Origin of the sequence: Amycolatopsis sp. (assembly GCF_036008905.1) — a bacterium.
Taxonomy (GTDB): Bacteria; Actinomycetota; Actinomycetes; order Mycobacteriales; family Pseudonocardiaceae; genus Amycolatopsis.
Map to the genome: position 1 here is coordinate 71,482 of NZ_DASYMU010000255.1, position 14,767 is coordinate 86,248.

The window sequence follows — 14,767 nt, forward strand, 5'->3', positions numbered from 1 at the left end:
CAGGAGAAGTACATCTCATCCGAGATCCGGACCGCAATAGGGCAGTCGAGTGATCGTCTATCCTACCCGGAATCCCAAATGGCCCATAGAAGCGATATGTCCGATACCTACGTTTCAAGAGGTCGAAATCCCAGTCAGTGGCAATAAACTCGACGTAAATAGGATTTATGAATATACAGAGACGATTCGACTAGAATATCCGCCACTACGGGAAACGGGGGAGTGGCAAGCACATCCGGCGGCCACGGCCGCACCGGGCGGTGTCTCCGCGGCGGCCTTTTCGACGTCGGCGAGCATTCGTGTCCGTTCGTCCGACGGGATGTACCGGCCGCGCAGGACCACCGAGTCGATCTTCGTGGTGTTGCGGATGTCGTCGAGCGGATTCGCGTTCAGCACCACCAGATCGGCGATCTTCCCGCGGGCGATCGTGCCGGTGTCACGTTCGGTGCCGAGGAACCTCGCGGGCTCGGAAGTGGCCGCCTGTAAGGCATTCATCGGCGAGAGCCCGGCGCTGACGAGATGTCCCAGTTCTTCGTGGAGGGCGAATCCCGGGTAGACCTCGGGAGTCCCGGTGTCCGTCCCGGCCATGATCGGCACGCCCGCGCGGTGCATTTCGCCGACGAGGTCGAGCCGGTGGTGGAACATCTCGGCCCATTCCGCGTCGAGCTGCGGAGTGCGGTTCTTCAGGTAGAACTCGTCCCGGATGAAATCGTTGAACTCGACGGTGTCCTTGGGAAGGTACTTGCGCAACGGATTGTCGCGGGGAATCGCCCGCGCGTTGTCGAGGACGTGGTTCAGGATGAGGGTCGGGACCTGCCGGGCTTGCCGCGCGGCGAGTTTGGCGTACAGCGCTCGCGCCTTCACCGGGCTTTGCGTGAGTGCGGCTTCCCGTTCCACCGGGTGCATCGCGGTGAACCAGCTGTTGTAGTCGCCGTCGGTGAGCTTGAGTTTTTCCAGCTTGGCAAGGAGTTCGGCTTCCTTGCGCGAGTTCGCGTAGAAAATCCCGAACAGGTGCTCGAAGCTGCGCTGGCCCAGATCCACCGCCTCGGTCAGCGGCACCATGTCCGGGCAGTGGCCGACGAACGCCAGCCCTTGGCGCCGCGACTCATCCGCGACCGCGCGCAGGACCTCGCGCGAGAGCCGGGTGTAGACCTTCACGAAGTCGGCGCCTTCGCTTTTGACCAGACGCACCGCCGCCCGCGCTTCGGCCTCGGTCTTGACGATGATGACCGGGACCAGCGCCGGATCCCATGGTGACGGCGAACCGTCGATGACCCGGCTGCCGACGTACCACCTCGGCCCGGTCAAGGTCCCGTCGTCGATCCGGCGGAGCCAGTCGGCGAATCTGGGGTCGCCGCTCATTTCCCGGACCGTGGTGACGCCGTTGGCGACGTACAGCGCCGGTTCGATCCGGTCCGAACCGCTGTGGACGTGCATATCGCACAGCCCCGGGATCAGGTATTTGCCACGCAGGTCCACTTTCCGCACCCCGGGCGGGACGCGGACGTCCTGAAAACGGCCGAGGGAAACGATCCGATCATCCTCGACGACCACGGTCATGTCGGGCTGTGCCCGTGCCCCCGTGGCGTCGATGACCGTCGCATGAGTAAAGGCGATTCCCTTGCGGGTCACGGTTTCCGCGGACACAGCCGCGGACGCGTGCCCGGCGAGTCCCACAGTGGCCCCCGCGGCGAGCCCGGCGACGAGCGCGCCCCGACGGGAAAGTTCCTTCGACATTCCAACCCCCAGCTGATCGACGACGACTTCACTTTGTCGCGCCGAACCACCGAAGTCCCTACCGCCGGCCACCGGGCCGACGGTAGGGCTAACCGGAATACCGGGTTATCCCAGGCGAACCACGCGACGCTCGGCACCGGAGAGATGCGCGGCCTCGATCACGCGCAGCGTCTCCACCGAGCTTTCCGGGTCGACCGGGAACTCGCCCTTGCCGAGCAGCGCGTCCCGCACCTCGGCGTAGTACTGCTCGTAGTGGCCCGTCTCGGTCGGCACGATTTCAACGTCGTCGTTCACGCCCAGCGTGCCCGCGTCGGCTTCCGGCTCCACGCCCCAGCCTTCGTCGCCGGGCCGCAGACCGTCCTTGATCTGCGGTTCCTGCACGTCCAGGCCGTACTTGGTGAAGGTCGCCTGGGTACCCATCAGCCGGAAGCGCGGGTTGCGGGTGGCCGCGAGCGTCGACGCCCACAGCTGCGAACGGACACCGCCGGTGTGGTGCAGCGAGACGAAGACGTCGTCGTCGACGGCGACACCGGGGCGACGGCGATCGACCTCCGCGTACACCTCGTCGACCGGGCCGAACAGCTGCAGTGCTTGGTCGATGATGTGCGCGCCGAGGTCGTAGAGCACGCCGCCGGCTTCGGCCGGGTCGCCGAGCTCGCGCCAGTTTTCGCGCGGCTTCGGGACCCAGCGGTCGTAGCGGGACTCGAAGCGCACGACCTCACCGAGGCGCCCGGCGTCGAGGAGCTTCCGCACGGTGAGGAAGTCGGAGTCGAAGCGCCGGTTCTGGAACACGGTCAGCCCGACGCCGGCGGCCTTCGCGGCCTGGACGACGGTTTCCGCTTCGGCCGCGGTGGGCGCGAACGGCTTGTCGACGAGGACCGGCAGGCCGAGCTCGATCGCCCGCAGCGCGAGCGGCACGTGGGTGCGGTTCGGCGTGCTCACGACGACCAGTTCCAGCTCGCCGGGCTGCGCGAACAGCGCGTCCGCGTCGGCGACGACGTCGGCCTCCGGGTAATCCGCGTGGGCCTGCGCGGCGCGTTCGGGGTTGGCGGTGACGATGGTGGCGACGGTGAGCCCCGGGGTCGCGGTGACCAGTGGCGCGTGGAAGACGCGGCCGCCGATGCCGTAGCCGAGGATGCCGACACGCAAGTCCGAATTAGCCATGCACCCATTAAACAACAGTGTTGCTTAATTGGCCAGACGTGGAAGACTCCGCACCATGACGGAATCCGGGGTGAACCTGCGTGGCCTGCGCCAGCACAACCGGGCCATGCTGCTCACCGCGATCCGCCGCGCCGGCGGGCTGAGCCGCGTCGAGCTGGCCGGACGCAGCGGGCTCACCCAGCAGGCGGTGTCCAAGATAGTGCCCGAGCTGATCGCCGCGGGCCTGCTGGACGAGCAGCAGCTTCCCGCGGCGGGCGTCGGCAAGCCCAGGATCCGGCTCGCCATCCGGCCCGAAGCTCGCTACGCACTGGGCGCCCAGTTGGATCGCGACGAGGTCCAGGTCGTGCTGACCGACCTGCTCGGCGCGGTCGTGGCCGTGACCACCGCGGCGCTACCGCCCGGCTTCCCGCCCGCGGAAGGTGTCGCGGCGATCGGGCTCGGCGTCGACCGGTTGTGCGCCGGGATCGACAAGACCAGGGTGCTCGGGCTCGGCGTCGGCGCGACCGGGCCGCTCGACCACCGCACCGGAATGGTCCGCGACGCGACGCACCAACCCGCCTGGCACGACGTGCCGCTGCGCGACCTGCTCACCGCCCGCACCGGCTTCGACGTCGTGGTCGACAAGGACACGAACGCCGCCGCCTTCGCGCACCAGTGGCAGACCGACGGCCCGACGCCCGCGACCGCGGTGGTGCTCGTCGGCACCGGAATCGGCGTGGGCCTGCTCATCGGCGGGCGGCTCTACCGCGGCCCGCGCACCAACGCCGGTGAGTTCGGGCACACGACGTTGTCCTACGACGGCCCGCGCTGCCCGTGCGGGCGGCGCGGCTGCGTCGAGGTCCTCCACAACCTGGCGAAAAGCCCGGAAGAGGCCGCCCGATTGCTCGGCATCGGACTCGCGGACCTGGTGCAAGTGCTCGACCTCGAGCGGATCGTCCTGGCCGGACGTGCCGTGCGAGCGGCACCGACGATCTACGCCGAAGCCGTCGCGGCCCAGCTCGCCGAACAGCTCCCGGCGCCGCACTGGCAGCGGATCCGGCTCGACGTCAGCGAGCTCGGTGAGGACGTGGTCGCGATCGGCGCGGCGGCCGAAGTGCTTTCCGTTTTCTATGCGGAACCCCAAATGACAGGTGGCTCACCTCCAGCGCAGTAAAGTCCGCCTCGTGCCCGAACCGACCGCCAAGGAAACGGCCCTCACGCTCACCCCTGAGCAGCGGGTCATCCCGAGCTGGAACGACCCACTGGCGGCCGCGGTCACGAGACCCATCGGCGGTCCGCTCGGGGAACACGCCGTCGTCGGCAAGCACTGGTTCTGGTCGCCGGTGCGGGTCGGGCTGCTGCTCGCCGTGATGGCGCTGGTCGCGAGCTGGTTCGGCAAGGCGTCGTGCATCCAGCAGTACCAGGACGACCAGGGCGTGAGCCAGCTCGACTGGCGATCGGGCCGCCCGTTCGTCGCGATGTGTTACACCGACATCGTCCCGCTCTACAGCGCCGAGCGGCTGAACAACCCGGACACCTTCCCGTACCGGACGTCGTGGACCGACAACGCGGGCACGCCGGAGGCGCAAACCCGTTATATGGAGTACCCGGTGCTGACCGGGATGTTCCAGTGGGTCAACGCGAAGATCACCCACGCCTGGCTGAAGGTCGCCGAATCCGGGTGGCTGCCCTCGGCGTTGCCGGTGGCGGTGTACTTCGACATCACCGCGGTCTGGCTGGCGCTGGCGTGGTTGATCACGGTGTGGGCGGTGGCCCGGACACACAGACGAAGGCCATGGGACGCGGCGCTGGTGGCGATCTCGCCGATAGTCCTGGTGCACGCGTTCACGAACTTCGACACCCTCGCCGCCGCATTCGCCGCCACCGGCCTGCTCGCGTGGTCGCGGAAGAAACCGGCGCTCGCCGGGCTGTTGCTGGGCTTGGGCGCCGCGACGAAGTTGTACCCGCTGCTGTTGCTCGGCGCGCTGCTCGTGTTGTGCCTGCGCGCGGGCAAGATGCGGGCGTGGGGGACCACCGCGGCGACCACCGTCGGCACCTTCCTGGTGATCAACCTGCCGTTCGCGCTGCTGACGCCGGACGGCTGGCAGGAGTTCTACCGCCTCAACACCACCCGGCCGATGGACCCCGACTCGCTCTACAACGTCGTGTCCTTCTTCAGCGGCTGGACCGGGTTCGACGGCGTACTCGCTCGCGGCGAAACACCGATGTGGCTGAACTTCGTCAGTGGCACGCTGTTCCTCGCCTGCTGTGCGGGTATCGCGTACGTCGGGTTGAAGGCGCCGATGCGGCCACGCCTGCCGCAGCTGTGTTTCCTCGTCGTCGCCGCGTTCCTGCTGACCAACAAGGTGTGGAGCCCGCAGTACTCGCTCTGGCTGGTGCCGCTGGCCGTGCTGGCCATTCCGCGCTGGCGGGTGCTGCTCGCCTGGATGGTGCTCGACGCGCTGGTGTGGGCGCCGCGGATGTTCTACTACCTCGGGGCGGATCACCGCGGGCTGCCGCAGGGCTGGTTCCTCGGCACTGTCGTGGTGCGTGACCTGGCCGTAGTCGGGCTGTGCATGCTCGTGATCCGGGAGATCTACCGGCCGGGTACGGACCTGGTCCGGCTCGCGGGCGACGACGACCCGGCAGGCGGGTTCCTCGACGGCGCGCCGGACAAGGTGCCCGCCGCGCCGCGCGAGCCAGTCTTGTCGTCAAACACGGCAGGGCCCCGGCCGTCGGTGCCGTGACCCTGCCGCTTTTCGTGCTACCGCGGTCGTGAGTGGCAACAAGTGTTAGAACACTTGTTGCCACTCACGAGCCACCCACTCAGCCGCACCGGCGTAGCTCAGGCTTTGGAGCGGACGTAGGCGATGTCGGCGGCCTGGCCGTCGGCGGGGGTTTCGACGATGACCGGCGCGCCCGCTTCGGCGGCGACCGCGGCGAGTACCTCGGGGTCGATCGTGCCTTCGCCCTCGACGACGCTGGCGTGCCTGTCCCGCGTCGAGCCGAACTCGTCGCGGGAGTTGTTGAGGTGCACCAGGTCGATCCGGCCGGTGATGGCCTTGACCTGCGCGACGGCCTTGCTCAGGTCCCAGCCCGCCGCGAACGCGTGACAGGTGTCGAAGCAGAATCCGGCACCGAACTCGCCGACCTGGTCCCACAGCTTCGCGATCATGTCGAGCTCGCGGGCCATCGCGGCGTCCCCGCCGGCGGTGTTCTCGATCAGGATCGGCACCGGGAACCCGCCCTGGTCGGCCTGGCGCTCGAACATCTTGCGCCAGTTGGCCAGCCCGGTTTCGAGGTCTTCGCCCTGCCGGACGTGCCCGCCGTGCACGACAAGCCCTTTCGCGCCGATCGCGGCCGCGCCCGTGGCGTGCTGCAGCACGGTCTTACGGGATGGGATGCGGATCCGATTGTTCAGCGACGCGATGTTGACCGGATACGGCGAGTGGATGAACACTTCGACGTCGGAGCCGAGGATCTCCTCGGCATTCGGCAACGGTGGTGGTGTTTTCCAACTCTGCGGGTCGGCCAGGAAGAATTGGACGACGTCCGCGTCGCGCTCGCGGGCGGCGGCCAGTACATCGTCGGAGTGGATGTGGGCGCCAATCTGCATGGCAGCACGTTACCGCTGAACAAGCGAGGCCTGAGCGCGGACTTGGTGACGCTCGTGGAGTACCGTGGGTGCGTTCTGTGATCACGTTAGGCCGAATGCCGTCATCTGCGGAGCACGCAGCCAACGCTGGAGGGCGAATCGATGGGGAAGAACGCAAGAAGGTTCTGCGTGATGGGGTTCGCGGTGGCCGCTTCGGCGACACTGGCCTTCCCCGGCAGCGCCTTCGCCGATGACACCTTGTCGGGCAGTTGCGCGACGACCCTCGAAGGCGCCCGGGCCCAAGGCCTGACCCTCGACCTCGGCGCGCCGCTCAACATCCCCGGCACGCTCACCGTCGGCCTCGACGCGCAGAACTCCGCAGCCCGCCAAGAAGGCGCCCCGCTGCTTTCGCTGCCGGTCGGCGACGTGGTCCGCGGGCTCGGCGTCGGCAAGGTCCCGGTCGTGGCCGAGGCGTGCAACGGTGTGCAGAGCACGGTCAACGCCGTCGGCAACACGACCCAGGGCCTGCTCGGTGGCAATCAGCCCGAGAACCCGGGCCAGCCGCCGACGGAACCTGGCACCCCGCCGACCAACCCCGGTACCCCGCCGACGAACCCGGGCGGCCCCGGCAACGAGATCGGCCCCGTGGTGACCGGCCCGAACGGCGACCTCGACGCGATCTCCGGGGTGTTCATCAGCGCCGCGTTCGTGCCCGGCGGCCTCGGCGCACCGGTGATCATCCCGATCGTCCCGCCTGGCCAGGCCCCCATTGTCGGTGAGGCCGGCGCGCCGCCCGTCGTGGTCGCCGACCGTTCCGGCACCGCCGAAGCCCTGCCCGCCTCCAACACCCCGGCCCGGCTGCCGTTGCTGCTCGCCGTGCTGGCGCTCGCCATCGTCGCGGCCGCGCTGATCCGCACCTGGCTGCGCCGCAACCCGGCCTGACGATCACCCGCAGTCATCACCGGTGACGTCCGTTCCACTCGATTGCCAGATCTTTTTCGAGTGAGCGGGCGTCACCGTCGTCTATTAACGTCGTTATCCGGGTATACGTCCTGGAAGTGGACACGGTGAAGGGGTCGAAAGCGATGCAGGGTCGGACACGGCGAGCAACGGCGATCGGAGCCACGGCTTTCGTCCTCGCGGGCTCGGCTTTGTTGGGCATGCCCAGCACCGCTTCCGCGGTGGAGATTCCCGCCAAATGCGGCGATACCGTAACCGTGCACGCGGGGGATGTCGTCAGCACACCGTTCGGTCTCAGGACAATTACCGACGGACTCACCTCACTGGTAGGTGGCCTCCTCAGCGGGCTTTGCCACATCACCGTGAACGTGGTCGACACGGTGATCGCTCCCGTTCCCGTGGTCGGTGCGCCCTTGGCCGGTGCCGTCAACGGAGCAGCCGCCAACACCACCAACGGCCTTGCCGGAGCGACAAACGACGTTGGCCGCGCACTTAGCGGGCAAAACGCGCCCGGGCAGCAACAGCCCGGTGGCACACCGGGAAATCCCCAGTCGCCAGGCGGAAACCCCGGCTCGCCCAACCCCAACGCCCCCGCGGGCGGCAACCCGGCGGGCACGCCGATCCCCGACTCGAACAGCCCGGTCCTCGCCGGTGGTTTCACCGCACCGAACTTCGGCGGCCTGCCGTTCAACTTCTCCACCGGCTACGCGCCGATGCGCGACTACAGCAACATCCCGATGGTCAACGCCGGTCTCTACTCGCCGTCGCCGGGTCTCCGCTACGGCGGGCAGGTTCCCGGTTACTCGCCGGAATTCGGCATCCTCGGCCAAGCTCAGCAGCAGCCCATGGGTGGCGGTCTCCAGAACGCGGGCCAGGCCGAAGCGCTGCCGGGCGAAGGCGGCGGAATGGTCGACGGCGCCGGTTTGCCCATGCTCATCGCGGTTTTGTCACTCTCCGTCGTCAGTGCAGGCCTGGTTCGGACCTGGGTACTACGCCGAATGGCCGCTGCGAGTTAGGCCGACCGCCTAGTACCTTTTCCTCATCCACCTCGTTCTACCTTTGATACCTGATGCCATGACCCACGCCCCCAGAGATGTCCCGGAGGACAGCGCACGTGCGGAAGAACCTTGTTCGGCAGACCACCCGCAAAGCGCTCACGGTCACCGCGATGGCGGCCGTGGTCACGGGAGGGGCGTTCCTGACGAGCGGCACCGCTTCGGCCGGGACGATGCTGGCGGAAAGCTGCGCGACGACGGTCACCGGCAACATGGGTGACCAGATCGCGATCACCGGCGCCTCGGTCAAGGAGCTCGTTCGCATGGGCGCCAACGAAGCCGGAACTCTGGCTGTGGGCGACTGGGCGGCCAACGACATCGCCAAGATCCCGACCATCGTGATCGGCCAGATCCCCGCCACCGTCGGCGGCACGATCAGCGGTGAGAGCGTCGGTTCGGCGGTCCGCAAGGCGCTGGACACCTCCGGCACCTGGGGCCTCGGACTCGACCGGATCAAGACGCTGGACAACGTCGCCCGCAAGGTCGCCGGCAGCTGCCAGGTCACCGGCCTCGCCTCGAACTACGTCGCGCCGACCACCCCGCGCAGCGACAACCCGGCCGACAACGGCCAGACGGGCGGTGGCACGCTCGCCCCGACCACTCCCGGCGGCCAGCTGATCCCGAACCTCGGCACCGGCTCGCTCAGTGCCCCGCAGCGCGACTACAGCAACATCCCGGCGGCCACGCCGGGTGGCTTCGCGGTGCCGCCGGGCATCAAGTACCCCGCGGGCAGCCCGGTGCCGGGCCAGCAGTCGCCGGAGTTCGGTGTCCTGGGCGCCGGAAGCGCCGACCCTGGCCAGTCCGCCGACGTCCGCAACGCCGGAAACGCCGACTCGCTGGCCGCGCCCGCGTCGGCCGACGACGTCCAGCTGCCGATGCTTCTCGCGGTACTGGCGCTGGCCGGAGTCACCGCCGCACTGGTCAGGACCTGGGTGCTGCGCAACGTCTCCTGACGCCATACCGTCGCCCACCACCACCCTCAACGGAGGCGCCGCGCGCCGCCAATCTTTACCCAGGTAGGCTGACCTCGACAAACCCTCCTGTTACGGACAGTCCGTGACCGCGAGCCCATAGGAGGTGAGTGGTTGTGTCACGCCATTACGAGGTAATGGTCATCCTCGATCCCACGCTTGACGAGCGCACAGTCGCCCCGACGCTGGACACGTTCCTCAACGTGATCCGGACGTCCGGCGGCAGCGTTGAAAAGGTCGACGTGTGGGGCCGGAGGCGGCTCTCGTTCGAAATCATGAAGCACGCTGAGGGCATCTACGCCCTGCTGGACCTGAACTCCTCGCCGGAAGCCGTCAAGGAACTTGACCGGCAGCTTTCCCTGCAGGAGACCGTGCTCCGCACCAAGGTCATGCGCCGCGAGGTTCCGAAGCCGGGCGCCCGCGTCCTGCGTCGCCCGCCGGTCAAGCCCGCCAAGACCGCGGCTGCCAAGGCCTGAGGTAAGGAGACGTCATGGCTGGAGACACCGTAATCACGGTTATCGGCAACCTGACCTCCGACCCGGAGCTCCGCTTCACCCCGTCCGGTGCGGCCGTTGCCAACTTCACGGTCGCGTCCACCCCCCGCACGCTGGACAAGGCGTCGGGCGAGTGGAAGGACGGCGAAGCGCTGTTCCTGCGCTGCAACATCTGGCGGCAGGCGGCCGAGAACGTGGCCGAGTCGCTGACCAGGGGCGCACGCGTCGTTGTACAGGGCAGGCTCAAGCAGCGGTCTTTCGAGACCAAAGAGGGTGAGAAGCGCACCGTCGTCGAGCTCGAGGTCGAGGAAATCGGCCCTTCGCTGAAGTACGCGACCGCCAAGGTGAACAAGGTTTCCCGTGGCGGCGGCGGTGGCGGCGGTTTCGGTGGCGGCTCCGGTTCTTCTGGTGGAGGCGGCGGTAACAGCGCGCCTTCCGACGACCCGTGGGGCTCCGCGCCCGCGACTTCCGGTAGCGGCGGCGGCGGTTTCGCCGAAGAGCCCCCTTTCTGATCAACCACTTGTATTTTTTAGTATCCCAGGAGTGAATTGTGGCGAAGCCACCCATTCGCAAGCCCAAGAAGAAGGTTTGCGTGTTCTGCAAGGCCGTGAAAAAGGGCCGTCCGGAGTCGATCGACTACAAGGACACCAACCTGCTGCGCAAGTACATCTCGGACCGCGGGAAGATCCGCGCCCGTCGTGTCACCGGCAACTGCAGCCAGCACCAGCGTGACATCGCCATCGCGGTCAAGAACTCCCGTGAGATGGCGCTTCTTCCCTACACCTCGACCGCCCGATAAGGAGGCACGTCAATGGCGAAGATCATTCTCACCACCGACGTCGCCAACCTCGGTGGCCCCGGCGACATCGTCGAGGTCAAGGACGGCTACGCGCGTAACTACTTGCTGCCGCGCGGCTATGCCATGCCGGCGACCAAGGGTTCCGAGAAGAACGTCCAGACCATCCGCCGCGCGCAGGAGGGTCGCCGTATCCGCGACCTCGACCACGCCAAGGAGCTCAAGGGCTCGCTCGAGGGCCTCGGCGCCGTCCAGCTGGCCGCGAAGGCTGCCGCGGGTTCGAAGAAGCTGTTCGGTTCGGTGACCGCGTCCGACATCGTCGCCGCGATCAAGACCGCCGGTGGACCGCTGCTCGACAAGCACGTCATCGAGCTCGGTGAGCACATCAAGACCGTCGGCAAGCACCAGGTCAACGCCCGATTGCACCCCGATGTCAAGGTGAGCGTCCAGCTCGAGGTCAAGGCCAAGCAGTAACAGCCTGACCAGGTACCGCGAAAGGCGGGAACGCCTCCTTCACCGGAGGTGTTCCCGCCTTTTTCGTTCGCCCGTATTGCCGGGAACTCAAGCTGGGGGCGACACGTCGAACCTTCAGGTTGACGGCGACTGCTGGGCTTGAGGAAACTGGGCGTTATGGGGAATTCGAGAGGGGACCGGCCATGATTCCATCCGATGGCGGCTCGAGCGGAAAAGTCAGCATGGCCGCCCCCGCGGCGGGGGCCGGTGGCCCTGGTGGTGGTTACGAGTTCGATCCGGAGAAGATCGACGACGTCATCCGCCAGTGGCAGGACCTGCAGAGCGACCTCAAGGCGGACGAAATGGACGCCCGGATGATGGCGTCCGTGAAGGCGCCGGGCAAAGAGTTCGCCAGTGGCGACTTCGCCAAGTCCGCGAATCCTTCCGGTAAGGCGTTCCTCGAACAGAACGCGCGGATGCAGGACTACGTCAAGAAGTACGTCGACGCTCTGCTCGACGCGAAGAAGAAGATCCAGACCAAGGAAGCCGACGTCCAAGCGGACATCAACAAGACGGGTACCAGGGCGCAGTGAACAAACACCGGGGTTTGAGCATCACTTTCGCGGCACTGACAGCCGGCGTGCTGCTGGCCGGATGCGGCGTCAAGTCAGGCGACGCGGGGAACATCGCGCCGATGTCTTCGCAGCCACCACCGTTCATACCGTCGTCGAGCGGCAGCGCTCCGGCAGGTTCGACGGGGTCGGCACCCAAGGTGAGCAACCCGCTGAATCCCGCCCCGATCCTGGCCAACCCCTGCGCCGCGCTCACCTCTGCCCAACTCACGACTTTCGGGCTTGAAGCAACAGGCCGTTCACGCACGAACGACGCCGGACCCACCTGCGCCTGGGATTACGCCGACGGCAGCACCAACACCATCAACGTCGCGTCGATCGAGGCGAACAAGAACGGCTTGAGCGATCTGTACGACCAGAAAGCCGAAAAAGCCTACTTCGAGGAGACGACGGTCTCCGGCTACCCGGCGGTGTACACCGACATCACAGATGACCGGAACCGCGGCCGGTGCAGTCTCCAAATCGGGGTGACGGACCAGCTCACGGTTTACGTCTTCACCCAGCTCGACGACAGCCCGGACAGCAGCAAGCCCTGCCCTGTCGCGGACAGGGTCGGCGCCGCGGTGGTCCAGACGTTGAAGGAAGGTTGATCGCATGTTGTTCCTGGTCCCGATCGTGGCCGCAGGCGCCGCCTACCTGACGCGTGACGAATCCGGCTCGTACAACGCGGGCGACGGCAGCCGAAAGATCGACTGCTATCAGATCTGGGATCAGATCACCCACGGCCCGGGACCGGGTTCGATCGAAAACGGGCAGCGGGCCGCGACCCGGCTCAAGAGCAGCTACGAAGACCGGGTCACCACGATCGACAAGTTGGCGAAGGACATGGACGCCGCCTGGACCGGCAAGGGCGCGGCCGCGGCGCAGGACGCGGGTGCTCATCCGATGAAAGCGTGGATGACCGACTCCGGCACCAAGCTCGCGGACAGCGACAAGTACCTCGGTGACCAGCACAACGCCTTCACCACGGTGGCGGCAAAAGTGCAGGAGGTTCCGCAAAGCCCGCCGGACAACGGTTTCCTCAACTCGGTCACGCCGTGGGAGACCGACACCGACCGCGCGATCGAGGACTACAACCGCAACGGCCAGGCCAACGTCGACGCGTTCAACGAATATTTCAAGGCCAGCAGCGAAAACGGCGCCGGTCTGCCGACGTACAGCGCGGTCGACGGTTCGCTGGCAAAGGTCGGTGTCTCCGAAGACGACCAGAACGGCAAGGACAAAAACGGGAACGGCAAGGACGGGACCGGCCGTGACGGCGGGACCAGCGACCCGGGCGGAAGTGGTTACACGCCAGGGAATCTCCCCGGTGGCGGTGGTGATTACCAGCCCGGCAACCTCCCCGGTGGCGGTGGTTACAAGCCCGGCGACATCCCGGGTCCCGGTAACGGTGGTGGCGGTTATCAGCCGCCGAACATCCCCGGCGGAGGCAACTACCAGCCGGGCAATATTCCTGGCGGCGGCGGTTACCAGCCCGGCAACATCCCGGGGTACGACGGCACGAAGGCCGCCGGGTACACACCTCCGAACATTCCCGGTCCCGGTTCCGACTACGGCTCGGGTAGCGGGTTCGGCCCTGGCGGCGCGGGCAATCTGCCCGGCGGCGGCGCGGGCGGCTTCGGGCCCGGCGGCGCGGGCAGCCTGGGTGGCGGCTTCGGGCCGGGCTCCGGCGGCGGTCTCGGCGCGGGTTCGAGCACGGGCGTGGGCGGATCGTCGGGTTCGGGCGCGGGTGCCGGGATGGGGCGCGGTGGTGCCGGTGCGGCGGCGGCCGGTGGCGCCGGAATGGGCAAAGCGGGCATGGGCGGCATGGGCGGCGGAATGGGCGGCATGGGCGGAGCCCGTGGCGGCCAGGGCGGCGAAGACGAGGAACGTACGTCCAAGTACCTGATGGGCGACGACCCCAACGACCTGTTCGGCACCGACGAACTCACCGCGCCGCCGGTCATCGGCGAGTAACCCCACGAATCGGCGGCCGGGCATGCCAAAATATGTCCGATTGCCGTACTTCTCGACTGATCCACAAGGGGGACATCGCGGTGCTGGACAAGCAGGTCACGATCTCGACCAGCACCCTGATCAACCTGATCCGGCGGCGCGACGGCCAGCCGCACACTGTGCTGGCCGAAACGCCGACCTGGTACAGCGAAGAGGCGCTCCGCAAGGAAGCCGAAATCGCCAACGACGAGCTGTCCCGTTTCGGACTGAGCGGACGTGGCGGTCTGCATCCCGGCCTGGTCGCCACGCTCGAAGCGGTGGCGCGGCCGCAGGTCGAGTACTACGGCTGGATCGACGGTGGTTACGAGGGCAAGGCGCTGAGCTACACGCTGCTCGCGGGCAGCGCGGGCGGGGAGGCCTTTGTCCTCGCCCGAAACCCGGACGCCGAAAGTGTGGTGCTCGCGTCGCTGAAGCCGTCGGAATTGCTCGAAGGTTTCATCACCCAGATCCCGAAACTCGCGCCCGGCCGCGGCACCCCGCTCGCGGTGCCCAAGAGCCAGGTGCTGAATTCCGGCAGCGCGTCGACGGCACGGGACGACGACGGCTACTCGGTGATGCGCAGCGCGAAGCCGAGCCCCGACAGCCGGGACGCCGCCGAGCTCCGCCGCATCCTGGGACTACGCCGAATGGGTGGCGGCAGTCTGTACGTGGCCGCGCGCGGGCGTGGCGGCGGCCGCCGGCGGATTGAACGGCCGGTGAACTACATCGATACGACGGAAGGCCGCTGGCTGACCGAGGAAGTACCTGGTAGTGGCGAACCTCTGATCTCGTTCGCGCCCGCCAACCAGCAGGTTCTCGCCGAACGACTACAGAGCGCACAGAGCAAGCTCTTCTCCTAGCACACCACTTCTCCGTTCAGCCTAGCGAGTGGTCGCTCTACGCTCCGTAATATTCATCCACAGGCTCACCCCGGATCGTCCCCAGTGACCATTCGCG

The 14,767-nt window shown here is 67.5% G+C and carries 16 protein-coding genes; 13 read left to right on the top strand and 3 right to left on the bottom strand.

Going from position 1 to position 14,767, the window contains the following annotated elements:
• Nucleotides 1–165: 165 nt before the first annotated feature.
• Together VGP60_RS40670 and VGP60_RS40675 are read right to left on the bottom strand one after the other, a co-directional pair.
• The gene (locus tag VGP60_RS40670; RefSeq protein ID WP_327553569.1) at nt 166–1,809 is read right to left on the bottom strand and encodes an amidohydrolase family protein; all 1,644 of its coding nucleotides are present in this window, start codon (nt 1,807–1,809) and stop codon (nt 166–168) included.
• A 33-nt stretch (nt 1,810–1,842) separates the two neighbouring features.
• Entirely contained in the window at nt 1,843–2,901 is a 1,059-nt protein-coding gene (locus tag VGP60_RS40675; RefSeq protein WP_327553570.1) for a Gfo/Idh/MocA family oxidoreductase, read from the bottom strand.
• A 55-nt stretch (nt 2,902–2,956) separates the two neighbouring features.
• Here VGP60_RS40675 and VGP60_RS40680 point away from each other — a divergent pair, with 55 nt between their 5' ends.
• Nucleotides 2,957–4,054 (top strand): ROK family transcriptional regulator, encoded by a 1,098-nt coding sequence (locus tag VGP60_RS40680; RefSeq protein ID WP_327553571.1) that lies wholly within the window; start codon nt 2,957–2,959, stop codon nt 4,052–4,054.
• Between the two features lie 10 nt (nt 4,055–4,064).
• Complete coding sequence (locus VGP60_RS40685; protein WP_327553572.1) at nt 4,065–5,627, top strand: glycosyltransferase family 87 protein; 1,563 nt, start codon at nt 4,065–4,067, stop codon at nt 5,625–5,627.
• A 98-nt stretch (nt 5,628–5,725) separates the two neighbouring features.
• Here the strand turns inward: VGP60_RS40685 and VGP60_RS40690 are convergent, their stop codons facing one another.
• Entirely contained in the window at nt 5,726–6,496 is a 771-nt protein-coding gene (locus VGP60_RS40690) for a deoxyribonuclease IV (RefSeq protein ID WP_327553573.1), read from the bottom strand.
• A 171-nt stretch (nt 6,497–6,667) separates the two neighbouring features.
• Between VGP60_RS40690 and VGP60_RS40695 the strand changes: the two genes are divergently transcribed.
• The 11 genes from VGP60_RS40695 (at nt 6,668) to VGP60_RS40745 (ending at nt 14,670) form a co-directional block, all read left to right on the top strand.
• The gene (locus VGP60_RS40695; protein ID WP_327553574.1) at nt 6,668–7,417 is read left to right on the top strand and encodes a hypothetical protein; all 750 of its coding nucleotides are present in this window, start codon (nt 6,668–6,670) and stop codon (nt 7,415–7,417) included.
• 143 nt (nt 7,418–7,560) lie between these two features.
• The gene (locus VGP60_RS40700; RefSeq protein ID WP_327553575.1) at nt 7,561–8,451 is read left to right on the top strand and encodes a hypothetical protein; all 891 of its coding nucleotides are present in this window, start codon (nt 7,561–7,563) and stop codon (nt 8,449–8,451) included.
• Between the two features lie 98 nt (nt 8,452–8,549).
• Nucleotides 8,550–9,443 (top strand): hypothetical protein, encoded by an 894-nt coding sequence (locus VGP60_RS40705; RefSeq protein ID WP_327553576.1) that lies wholly within the window; start codon nt 8,550–8,552, stop codon nt 9,441–9,443.
• A 134-nt stretch (nt 9,444–9,577) separates the two neighbouring features.
• A complete protein-coding gene (gene rpsF, locus VGP60_RS40710) occupies nt 9,578–9,937 on the top strand; it encodes a 30S ribosomal protein S6 (RefSeq protein ID WP_327553577.1) in 360 nt (119 codons plus the stop codon).
• Nucleotides 9,938–9,951: 14 nt separating this feature from the next.
• Nucleotides 9,952–10,467, top strand: a complete 516-nt coding sequence (locus VGP60_RS40715) for a single-stranded DNA-binding protein (protein WP_327553578.1) — start codon at nt 9,952–9,954, stop codon at nt 10,465–10,467.
• Nucleotides 10,468–10,505: 38 nt separating this feature from the next.
• Entirely contained in the window at nt 10,506–10,754 is a 249-nt protein-coding gene (gene rpsR / locus VGP60_RS40720; protein ID WP_327553579.1) for a 30S ribosomal protein S18, read from the top strand.
• A 12-nt stretch (nt 10,755–10,766) separates the two neighbouring features.
• Complete coding sequence (gene rplI / locus VGP60_RS40725; RefSeq protein WP_327553580.1) at nt 10,767–11,225, top strand: 50S ribosomal protein L9; 459 nt, start codon at nt 10,767–10,769, stop codon at nt 11,223–11,225.
• Nucleotides 11,226–11,407: 182 nt separating this feature from the next.
• A complete protein-coding gene (locus VGP60_RS40730) occupies nt 11,408–11,797 on the top strand; it encodes a hypothetical protein (RefSeq protein WP_327553581.1) in 390 nt (129 codons plus the stop codon).
• A 14-nt stretch (nt 11,798–11,811) separates the two neighbouring features.
• Nucleotides 11,812–12,426 carry a DUF3558 domain-containing protein gene (locus VGP60_RS40735; protein WP_327553582.1) on the top strand — a complete coding sequence of 205 codons (615 nt, stop codon included), beginning with the start codon at nt 11,812–11,814 and terminating at the stop codon, nt 12,424–12,426.
• A 4-nt stretch (nt 12,427–12,430) separates the two neighbouring features.
• The gene (locus VGP60_RS40740; protein WP_327553583.1) at nt 12,431–13,792 is read left to right on the top strand and encodes a PPE domain-containing protein; all 1,362 of its coding nucleotides are present in this window, start codon (nt 12,431–12,433) and stop codon (nt 13,790–13,792) included.
• A gap of 80 nt (nt 13,793–13,872) precedes the next feature.
• The gene (locus VGP60_RS40745) at nt 13,873–14,670 is read left to right on the top strand and encodes an ESX secretion-associated protein EspG (RefSeq protein ID WP_327553584.1); all 798 of its coding nucleotides are present in this window, start codon (nt 13,873–13,875) and stop codon (nt 14,668–14,670) included.
• Nucleotides 14,671–14,767: the final 97 nt, after the last annotated feature.

Bases quoted from the DNA above. Each gene is read 5' to 3' on its own strand.
- VGP60_RS40675 (WP_327553570.1), bottom strand. From the start codon at position 2,901: ATGGCTAATTCGGACTTGCGTGTCGGCATCCTCGGCTACGGCATCGGC.
- VGP60_RS40680 (WP_327553571.1), top strand. From the start codon at position 2,957: ATGACGGAATCCGGGGTGAACCTGCGTGGCCTGCGCCAGCACAACCGG.
- VGP60_RS40690 (WP_327553573.1), bottom strand. From the start codon at position 6,496: ATGCAGATTGGCGCCCACATCCACTCCGACGATGTACTGGCCGCCGCC.
- VGP60_RS40695 (WP_327553574.1), top strand. From the start codon at position 6,668: ATGGGGTTCGCGGTGGCCGCTTCGGCGACACTGGCCTTCCCCGGCAGC.
- VGP60_RS40700 (WP_327553575.1), top strand. From the start codon at position 7,561: ATGCAGGGTCGGACACGGCGAGCAACGGCGATCGGAGCCACGGCTTTC.
- VGP60_RS40715 (WP_327553578.1), top strand. From the start codon at position 9,952: ATGGCTGGAGACACCGTAATCACGGTTATCGGCAACCTGACCTCCGAC.
- rplI (WP_327553580.1), top strand. From the start codon at position 10,767: ATGGCGAAGATCATTCTCACCACCGACGTCGCCAACCTCGGTGGCCCC.
- VGP60_RS40730 (WP_327553581.1), top strand. From the start codon at position 11,408: ATGATTCCATCCGATGGCGGCTCGAGCGGAAAAGTCAGCATGGCCGCC.
- VGP60_RS40740 (WP_327553583.1), top strand. From the start codon at position 12,431: ATGTTGTTCCTGGTCCCGATCGTGGCCGCAGGCGCCGCCTACCTGACG.